General features: G+C 69.4%; 7 protein-coding genes. 6 read left to right on the top strand and 1 reads right to left on the bottom strand.

The window, feature by feature from the left end:
- The 4 genes from ACZ60M_RS18950 to ACZ60M_RS18935 all read left to right on the top strand — a co-directional run.
- Positions 1 to 569: CoA transferase (locus tag ACZ60M_RS18950; RefSeq protein WP_465419777.1), on the top strand; the 569-nt coding region annotated here is incomplete at its 5' end.
- Positions 566 to 1,345, top strand: coding sequence for an HpcH/HpaI aldolase/citrate lyase family protein (locus tag ACZ60M_RS18945; protein WP_465419776.1), 780 nt, complete (start codon positions 566 to 568; stop codon positions 1,343 to 1,345). The genes ACZ60M_RS18950 and ACZ60M_RS18945, both read left to right, overlap by 4 nt.
- A gap of 205 nt (positions 1,346 to 1,550) precedes the next feature.
- On the top strand, positions 1,551 to 2,399 hold the full coding sequence (locus ACZ60M_RS18940; protein ID WP_465419774.1) for a CPBP family intramembrane glutamic endopeptidase: 849 nt from the start codon (positions 1,551 to 1,553) through the stop codon (positions 2,397 to 2,399).
- Positions 2,400 to 2,613: 214 nt separating this feature from the next.
- Complete coding sequence (locus ACZ60M_RS18935) at positions 2,614 to 3,024, top strand: hypothetical protein (protein WP_465419772.1); 411 nt, start codon at positions 2,614 to 2,616, stop codon at positions 3,022 to 3,024.
- A 59-nt stretch (positions 3,025 to 3,083) separates the two neighbouring features.
- Here the strand turns inward: ACZ60M_RS18935 and ACZ60M_RS18930 are convergent, their stop codons facing one another.
- Positions 3,084 to 5,762 (bottom strand): hypothetical protein, encoded by a 2,679-nt coding sequence (locus tag ACZ60M_RS18930; protein ID WP_465419770.1) that lies wholly within the window; start codon positions 5,760 to 5,762, stop codon positions 3,084 to 3,086.
- Between the two features lie 204 nt (positions 5,763 to 5,966).
- On the opposite strand from ACZ60M_RS18930, the gene ACZ60M_RS18925 reads away from it, so the two are divergent.
- On the top strand, positions 5,967 to 8,042 hold the full coding sequence (locus ACZ60M_RS18925; protein WP_465419768.1) for a glycoside hydrolase family 36 protein: 2,076 nt from the start codon (positions 5,967 to 5,969) through the stop codon (positions 8,040 to 8,042).
- A gap of 28 nt (positions 8,043 to 8,070) precedes the next feature.
- Positions 8,071 to 9,384: an ABC transporter substrate-binding protein gene (locus ACZ60M_RS18920; RefSeq protein WP_465419766.1), complete on the top strand. Its 1,314-nt coding sequence runs from the start codon at positions 8,071 to 8,073 to the stop codon at positions 9,382 to 9,384.
- Positions 9,385 to 9,487 lie beyond the last annotated feature (103 nt).

Genomic DNA, 9,487 nt, shown 5'->3' with positions numbered 1-9,487 from the left:
GGGAGGACGGACCACCGTCCAAAAAATACCCGGCACCCCTCCGCCCCAAAGGGGGGACCCGCGAGGCAACCACCCCCCCCCGCACCGCCCACCCCCCGGGGGGGGGGGCTTGCCCCCCCCCCGCCACCAGCTCCCAGTCCATCGCCGAACGCGTCCTGCGCCTCGTCGGCCGCGCCGACCTCACGACCGAACCCTGGTTCGCGTCCGGGCACACCCGCGCCGAGCACGCCGACGAACTCGACGCCGCCGTCGCCACCTGGATCGGCGCCCGCCCGACCAAAGAGGTCATCGCCGCCTTCGAGGAAGCTCAGGCGGCCGTCGCCCCCGTCTACGACGTGCGCGGCGTCCTCGCCGACCCCCAGTACCGGGCCATCGGCACCGTCCTCGAGGTCGACGACGAGGACCTCGGCCCCGTGAAGATGCAGAACGTGCTCTTCCGCCTCTCCGCCACCCCCGGCGCGGTCCGCTGGCCCGGCCGCCGCCACGGCCAGGACACCGACGCCGTGCTCGCCGAGGCCGGCGTCACCCGCGAGCAGCTGGACCTGCTGCGCCAGAAAGGGATCGTATGAACCCCCTCACCGCCCTCTATGTACCCGGGGACCGGCCCGACCGGTTCGACAAGGCCGCCGCCTCAGGTGCGGACGTCGTGATCCTCGACCTCGAGGACGCCGTCGCCGACCGCTCGAAAGGCAGGGCGCTCCAGAACGTCGTCTCCTGGCTCGCCTCGCCGCCAGCCGTCGAGATCCAAGTGCGCGTGAACCCCGGTGCGGCCCATGAGATCCGGGCGATCCGCGCGACGGGCGCCCGCGTCGGCCTCCGTATCCCCAAAGTGGACGAGGCCCGCAAGCTCGACGCGATCGCCTACCTCGCCGACGGGCTCCCGCTGACCGCGCTCATCGAGTCGGCACGCGGCCTCGAAGCGGCCGCCGCGATCGCCGCGCACCCGGCCGTCCAGGAGATCGCCCTCGGCGAGGCCGACCTCGCGAGCGACCTCGGCAGCAGCGACGACCTCGTGCGCGACCACACGCGGATGCGCCTGCTCGTCGCCGCCCGCTCGGCCGGGCTCGCCGCCCCGATGCTCTCGGCCTACCCCGCGATCCAGGACCTCGACGGCCTCCGCGCCGACACCGAGCGCGGCCGGGCCCTCGGCCTGCGCGGCCGGGTCGCGGTGCACCCCAAGCAGATCCCCGTCATCAGGTCGGTTTTCGCGCCTTCCGAGGAGGAACGCGCCTGGGCCCGCGCGGTCATCGAAGCGCTGGAACAGGGCGGTGTCGCAACGCTTCCTGACGGCCAGATGGTCGACCCCGCGATGCTCGGCCGCGCCCACCGGCTCCTCAACCCTTAAGCGGCATAAGCGAACTGCGTAACGATCATTCAGCCTGACTGAACCGGTGCCCTTCCCAACTGGGAATTCACCGGTACTGAAGCGCCATTCAGTACTTCGGCATTGCCCATGTCTCCCTCGCTTTCGCACAGTGGAAGGGATATCCGTGCGCGCCCCGCGCCGCCTGTCAGCCCCCTGTGTCCCGCGACAGCGGCACGACAGTCCGGTGCAAGCGCGCCCGGCGAAGCTCTACGACATGGAGAACAAGCACATGCCCACCGCCACTGCGGAAGCAACCACCGCCCCGGCCAAGGGGTTCGTCGCGAAACTGCTCGCCGACCGCCACTCGGTCCCCCTGTCCATCGCCCTGCACCTCGTCCCCGGCCTCCTGATCGTGGCCGTGTACGGGCTCGTCGGAGCCCCGATCAGCCGCGCCATCGGCGCCCCGATCTTCGCCGCCTGGACCATCGCCCTGGCCGTCGTGCTCTTCCCGCTCTGGTTCGGCCTGTTCTGGCTGGGCAAGAAGCAGACCGGGAAGTACACGATGCGCGGCGGCGTCGTCCACTACCGGGACAAGCCGTTCAAGCGCGGCAAGATCACCCTGATCGGCATCGGCTTCATGCTCTACATGACCGTCGTGTCGCTCTCGCTCGCCCCGCTCGACGTGTTCATGTACGACAACTTCTTCTCCTGGGTGACCTTCGAGGGCTCCGGCGGCTCTGGCACCTCCTACCTGGACGCCTACGAGTTGAAGTCTGTGATCGTCACGCTGCTGATCTGCGGCCCCTTCACCGGGTTCCTGCTGCCGCTGATCGAGGAGTACTACTTCCGCGGGTTCCTGCTCCCCAGGCTCCCGCAGCTGGGCCGCTGGGCCCCGCTGTTCAACACGGTCCTGTTCTCGATCTACCACTTCTGGGCGATCTGGACCGTCCCGTCGAAGATCCTGTTCCTGCTCCCGGGCATCTGGTTCGTCTGGGGCAAGCACGACATCCGCGCCTCCATCTGGATGCACCCGGGTTCGGCGCTCCTGATGACCGTCGTCGGCACCATCCTCTACACCACCGGAGCCATGTAGACCCGAGGCCGGCAGGGCCCCGCACGCGCCGCGTGCGGGGCCCTGCCGCGTACAAAGCAGTCAAAATTCCTTTTGGTTTCAAGCAACCTCTCCGCCTCCCACCGCAGTCCTTATCAGGGAACACGGACACCCGAAAGCCTTGGGGCACAACGGGTGTGCCGCTGACCGATGCTGCCCGCGCACACGCGGGCACTGACCTTGAAGGGAACTCGGCATGCGCAATCGCATTGCAACGATCCTGTCGGCGCTGATCGCGTCCGTGGGCATCGCCTTGATGATCGGATCGCCCGCCGCGGCCTCGGAGTCCGACCGGGCGGTCGACGTCGACTGGTCGGACCGGTACGTCAAGGACTGCCTCGACTTCGCGAAGGTCGACGGCTGCGTGCAGTCCTACGGCGACGTGCTGTGGATCAAGGACAACTCGGCCGACGGCTACGCCGTCTCGCTGACGTGGCGCGACACCGGCAGCTCGCGTTCGGGCACCTGTCTGAACACGCTCGGCCAGGCCAAAGGCTGGGGCTCCTGCAACAAGAACTTCGAAGACGGCAGCAAGATCCAGTGGGCGCTGGGTTGGGACGGACCGAACGGCTGGACGCACAGCGGCTGGTACGAGTCCTGGGTCTAGACCCTGAGCAGTAGGAAGGCCCTGTGCGGTTCGCGCACAGGGCCTTCACTCTTACCCGACTACCGGGCGGCGGTCGTCGGCGTGCCGATCAGGCGCGGAGAGATGACGACCCGGTCGATGTCCGGCGCCCAGGCGCCCGGGTTGCCCAGCTGCAGCGTCTGGTCCGCAGTGGACAGCGTCACCGGGATGGTGCGCTGGGAGAAGCTGTTCCACGAGTAGGTGTAGCGGAAGTACCCGTGTCCCACCTCCGTGCTGCCCTCCTGGACCACGAGCAGGCGGTCGACCACCTGCGGGTTGTAGTCGTGCTGGCCGGAGGTCTCGGCGTTGGCGTAGTAGACGGTGAGGTCGTAGTTCCCGGCAGCGGCGAAGCCGTCGCGGGCGATCTCGACCGTGTTGGCGGCGCCGTTGCCGATCCAGCCCGCGAAGGAGCTGCCCGAGGCGTTCGTGCCGGTGCTGGCGGCGAGGGTCGTCACCGAGGCCTGGCCGTGCATCGTCATGTCCTCGGCCTCAACGGATACGGCCGCGGCGTCGGCGCCCCGGTCGCGGATCGTGGTGAGCGACTGGACGACCGCCCCGTTGGGGGAGCGCAGCTCGATCTCGTTGATGCCCTCGTTGAGGTGGAGCGTGGCGGTGGAGCGCCACTTCCCGGCGGCACCGGCATCCACGGTAGCCACGGCAGTGCCGTTGACCGCCACCTGGACCGAGGAGGCCTTGGTGGAGGACCAGTCGATCTGCACGTCGTAGTAGCCGGTCTCGATCGCCGTGGCGTACAGGTCGGCGCGGTCGTCGCCTGTCAGCGAGGCGCCGCCCTTGCAGTTGCCGGTCCACTTCAGCGAAGCACCGTTCTCGAGGCGGAAGCCGGAGGCCGGGTACAGGGTCGGCTCGCCTTCCTCCACAGAGGTCAGTGAGACCTTGTCGAGGGTGATGTCGGAGTTCGGGAGGAGCGTTGTCCCGTCGGCGCTGGAGCGGATAGACAGCGTGTGGCTGCCCGCGGTGAGGTCCACCAGGACCTCGGCGCTGCCGCGGTACTTCCACTTGCTGTTGGCGTTGAGCGCCAGGTCGGCCGCGTACTGCACGGTGCCTGCCGAGGTGTTGTCCACGAACAGCGCGTGCCTGCCCGGGACGCCGGGGGCGCCGCCGATCACCTGGAGCCGGTAGGTCCCGGTGTGCGGGGCCGTCACCGTCCATTCAGCACGGGAGCCGACCTGGTTGAACGAGCCGACGTCCTTGCCGCCGGAAGCGAGGAACTGCCAGCCGCCGCTGGCCTGCGGGTTCTGGGTATACACCGTGGCGGCGGTGAGGGCCATGTTCTCGGCCTCGATCGAGGCCTGCCACGGCTGCGCGGCCGCGTCGGCCTCGACGTCGCGGGTCTGGCTGGGGGTGATGACGAGCTGGTAGCCGGCGTACCGGTCGTAGGTCGACACGTCGAGCTGCAGGGCGCCGTTGTCCAGCGCGATCCCGTCGTAGGCGGCGATCACGCGCGGGGTACCGGCGAGGCCTTCGGCGCCGGTGAACGCGTTCTCGCGGATCTCCACGTCGACCTGGGTGCCGAAGACGGACTGGTCGAGCCCGCTGAGGTCAAGGGACACATCGTTGTCGGTGCCTCCCCACAGGACGGTGGCCCGGCGGTTGGCGTCGTCGACCGCGCCGATGCCCTGGAGGGTGTCGACGCCGTTCGGGGTGGGCGGGGTGACGCTCACGGTCTCGCTGCCGTCGAGGTCGCCGTACCACTTGAACATCCACCAGCCGGCGTTCGCGCCGCCCGGGCGTGCGGTGTTGTCGGAGAGGTTGCCCGCGTAGTTCCAGTAGGCGGTCTGGGCGTCCACCTTGGTGTCCTCGAACATGGTGAACCACTGGATGAGCTGGCCGGGGACGCTCATGTCGCGCAGCATCCCGTACTCGGTGATGTTGACCGGGATCGGGTCGATGCCGAGTTCGGCTTCGAGCGCGCGGTAGTCGGCGAAGTTCTGGCGGTACGACCCGAGGTTGTTGATGCCGAGCTCGTGCCAGATGAAGATGTCCGGCAGGGAGCCGTTGGCCTTGGCGAACTCGAGGATGTCGCGGCTGCGCTCGGGCTGCCAGCGGGTGTCGCCGGGGCCGCCGATGCGGGCGTGGCCGAGGCCGTGGCGGGCCCAGACCTCCTGGATCTTGTCGTACGTGGCCTGCCAGTCGGCGAGGAACTGGTCCTTCTGGGTGCCCCAGTTCGGGTACCAGTTGCCGCCGTCGGGCTCGTTGAAGGTGATGAAGACGTAGTCCTCGGGGCGGTCGGAGTCGGTGGCGACGGCCTCGGCGACGAACTCGACGACTTCGAGGAAGTCCCAGACGCCGTTGGCGCCCGAGGTATAGGTGCCGTCCGCCTGGTTGTAGGTGCGGGTGTCGGCGGGCCGCGCGCTGCCGTTGTAGGGCCAGTCGGGGTAGTAGTCCTGCACGTAGATGTACATGTCCTCGCCGTTCTTGGCGAAGAAGCCGTCCTCGACCTTGATGGCGTCGCCCGACGGGTGCTGGGTCCCGTAGGGCGCCTTCTGGGACGTGTTGGTGATGTGGGCGCCGTTGATGAGCGACTGGGTGGGCGCGCCTTCGTCGCCGAAGCCGTAGAGCGTGCCGGTCGCGCCGCCGCGGAAGTCGCCGGTGCGCGCCGAGAAGTCCACGGCGAGGACGTCCGGCTCTGCGGCAGTGGCCGGTGCGGCCAGCCCGGTGACGGCGGTCGCGGCTACCGCCGCGGCAGCACCAGTGCTCATGAGTCTCCTCAACATCAGGGGGGTCCTCTCTTCATTGAGATTCGGGGATTTCGACCCTTGGATCGCAGGTAGACCGTACCGATCTTTGATAACGATTTCAAGACATAACTTGAAATCGATTTCAGGAATGCGTTACGGTTCGGTCTGTCAACGACACCGCGGCCGACTCCCGGCCGCGCCGCCGACCACCGGTAAAGGGGCATCGTGACCGATCAGTTCTCTTGGGGCAGTGCACGTCTCGAGCTCGGATTCGCCTGGGGCGACGACTCGCCGGTGCGCCTGACCGGTCTCACCCGCGCCGGTGCCGCCGTCCCGGTCCACGCCGTGCCCCTCGTCGAGATCACGACCGCCAAGACCGGGAACACCCCCGCCGCCGACCGGATCTCCCACACCCAGCTCGGCCTGGCCCTGCGCTACGCCTCCCACGAGGCCGACGCGAACCGCCTGGTCATCCGCCAGACCGCCCCCGGCATCGAAGCCACCGCCACCCTCGAACTCCTCGCCGGAGCCGAAGCGGCCGTGCGCTCCCGCGTCGAGGTCCGCGCCGTCGGCGAGACCGCGGTCCTCCGCTCGGTCGCCTCCTGGTCCTCCGGCTTCACCCGCCCCGGCACGATCGACGACGACAACCTCGCCGACTGGCACCGCATCGACGGCATCAGCGACTGGTTCGGCGAAGGCCGCTTCGCCCGCACCGCCCTGCGCGGCATCGACTTCCCGCGCCTGTCGACCGAGCTGGCCCACAGCACCCACGACCCGCGCGGCTTCCACGCGGTGACCTCGGACGGCACCTGGTCGACCGGCCGCCACCTCCCGACCGCGGGCGTCGAGACCGCAGGCCTGGCCTTCGCCTGGCAGATCGAGCACAACGGCGCTTGGCGCTGGGAGCTCGGAGAAGACCTCCAAGGCGGCTACTTCACCCTCTCCGGCCCCACCGACGCCGACTCGGCCTGGACGCACGTCCTCCAGCCCGGCGAGTCGTTCACCAGCGTCCCGGTCACCGTCGCCGTCGGCGGCGACTTCACCGAAGCCGTCGCGGCCCTGACGGACTTCCGCCGCGCCGCCCGCCGCCCGCACCCCGACAACACCGCCATGCCCGTGGTCTTCAACGACTACATGAACACCCTCAACGGCGACCCCACCACCGAGAAGCTGCTCCCGCTCATCAAGGCCGCCGGCGAGGTCGGTGCTGAGATCTTCTGCATCGACGCGGGCTGGTACGACGACGGCGGCAACTGGTGGCCCAGCGTGGGGGAGTGGCAGCCCTCCACGACCCGCTTCCCCGGCGGCCTCGGCGAGGTCATCGACGCCATCCGCGACGCCGGGATGGTCCCCGGCCTCTGGCTCGAACCCGAGGTCATCGGCGTCCGCAGCCCCATGGCCGACAAGCTCCCGGATGAGGCGTTCCTCCAGCGCCACGGACAGCGCCTCACCGAGCACGAGCGCTACCACCTCGACCTGCGCCACCCGGCCGCCGTCGCGCACCTGAACGGCGTCGTCGACCGCCTCGTCGCCGATTTCGGCGTCGGCTTCTTCAAGTTCGACTACAACATCAACCCCGGCCCGGGCACGGACCTGAACGCCGACAGCGTCGGCGACGGCCTCCTCGCCCACAACCGCGCCCACCTGGCCTGGCTCGACTCGGTCCTCGACCGCCACCCCGGCCTGGTCATCGAGAACTGCTCCTCCGGCGCGATGCGCATGGACTTCGCCGTCCTCTCCCGCCTCGCCATGCAGTCCACATCGGACCAGCAGGAGTTCACCAAGTACCCGCCGATCGCTGCATCCGCGCCGATCTCCCTCCTCCCCGAACAGGCCGCCAGCTGGGCCTACCCCCAGCCCGAGATGGACGCCGAAGCGGTCGCGTTCTGCCTCGTCACCGGCCTCCTCGGCCGCTTCTACGTCTCCGGCCACCTCAACCGCATGACCGAAGCCCAACGCGCCCAGGTCACCGAAGCCGTCGCCACCGCCAAGGCCCTCCGCGCCGCCATCGCCACCGGCCACCCCTACTGGCCCGCCGGGCTCCCCGACTGGACCGAACCGTGGGTCGCCCTCGGCCTGCGCGGCGACGGCGAAGACCTCGTCTCCGTCTGGCGCCGGGGCGACACCGCCGCCACCGAACTCCGCTTCCCGCACCTCGCCGGACGCGACCTCACCGTCACCACCGTGTTCCCCGTGGACCTCCCCGAATGGAAGACCGACTGGGACAAGACCACCGGCACCCTCACCGTGCAGGGAGGCGATGCCGACATCGCCGCCCGAACCCTGCGACTCGCCTACTAGATCCCTCACTCGCAAAGGAGCGATTGCAATGAAGAACAGGTTCCGCAACGCGCTGGCGCTCGCCGCCGCAGGCGCCATCACCCTCGCCGGGTGCTCCGACCCCGGCGCCGACACCGGCTCGGACGGCCCCGTCACCTGGCCCGCCCAGGACGCCGACCTCTCCGGCACCACCCTCACCATCTGGGCCGCCCAGAACTCGAACACCGTGCCCGACAGCGTCATCGCGGGCTTCGAGGCGCTCACCGGCGCCGAGGTCGAGGTCGTCACGATCCCCGACCCGTACGAGCAGGGCGTCCAGACCAAGGTCGCCACCGGCGACAAGCCCGACCTCGCGTTCTGGCAGCCCACGGCCTCCCAGCTGACGGCGCTCAACGCCACCCAGAACCTCCAGCCGCTCGACGACGCCCCGTGGCTCGACGCGTACAAGCCCGAGCTGCGCGACATCACCGGCATCCTCGACGACACCCGCTACGCCGCGCTCATCACGACCCCGGCCGTCGAAGGCGTCTACTACAACAAGGAGGTGTTCGCGGCCAACGGCATCACCGCGACCCCCACCGACTGGGACTCCTTCCTGCAGACCGCCCGCGACCTCAAGACCGCAGGCGTGACCCCCTTCCACGAGATGGCCGGCGACATGTGGGGCACCCAGTGGTGGGTGCAGGTCCAGCTCGCCGACGCCGCCGCCGACGGCCTCTGGGACCGCGTCAACTCCGGTGAAGAGAAGTTCACCGACCCGGCGATCCAGGGCGCCATCGACACCTACAACGGCCTCATCGAAGAAGGACTCTTCAACGAGGACATCAAGACCGCCACGTTCGAAGACCAGGGTGCCGCGCTCCTCGCGGGCGACGCCGCGATGGTCATGCAGGTCAACTCGTTCTTCGGCCAGCTCCAGTCGCTCGCCGACACCGAGGAGCTGAACCAGAAGATCGGGTTCTTCCCGATCTCGCCGTCCGGCAACACCGGCACGTTCATCCCGGACCAGTCGAACGCCCTGGTGGCCTTCAAGACCGGTGACGAGAAGCGCGAGGCGGCCGCCCGCCAGCTCCTGTCCTACTGGATGGGCGACGGCTACGCGGACTTCGTGACCGCCCAGTCCACCGTCTCGCTCCAGACCGGCGTCGAGACCCCGGCGGACGTGCCCGAGGCCCTCCTCGCGGTCAGCGACTCGGTCGGCACCTCGGTCGGCTCCATGCAGGCCCTCGCCATCGCCAACCCGGACCTGTACATCTACCTGGCCGACATGATCCAGGGCACGAAGACGCCCGCCGAGGTCGCCGAAGCGACCCAGGCCCAGTTCGCCGAACTCGCCAAAGCCCAAGGCGCCGAAGGCTTCTAGTTCCCCAATCCGAGGGGCGCCGGGACAGGGTCAAGAAACCCCGGCGCCCCTCACCCCTCACTCGCAGCACCGCCGCTACCAGGAAGGCCGAACTCCGTGACCA

This window comes from Glycomyces sp. NPDC050141 (assembly GCF_055586545.1).
The sequence above is the reverse complement of the archived record's forward strand: the minus strand, read 5'-3'. Positions and strand labels throughout refer to the sequence as shown.

Coding starts and splice junctions, on each gene's coding strand:
- ACZ60M_RS18945 (WP_465419776.1), top strand. CDS start 566: ATGAACCCCCTCACCGCCCTCTATGTACCCGGGGACCGGCCCGACCGG.
- ACZ60M_RS18935 (WP_465419772.1), top strand. CDS start 2,614: ATGCGCAATCGCATTGCAACGATCCTGTCGGCGCTGATCGCGTCCGTG.
- ACZ60M_RS18930 (WP_465419770.1), bottom strand. CDS start 5,762: ATGAGCACTGGTGCTGCCGCGGCGGTAGCCGCGACCGCCGTCACCGGG.
- ACZ60M_RS18920 (WP_465419766.1), top strand. CDS start 8,071: ATGAAGAACAGGTTCCGCAACGCGCTGGCGCTCGCCGCCGCAGGCGCC.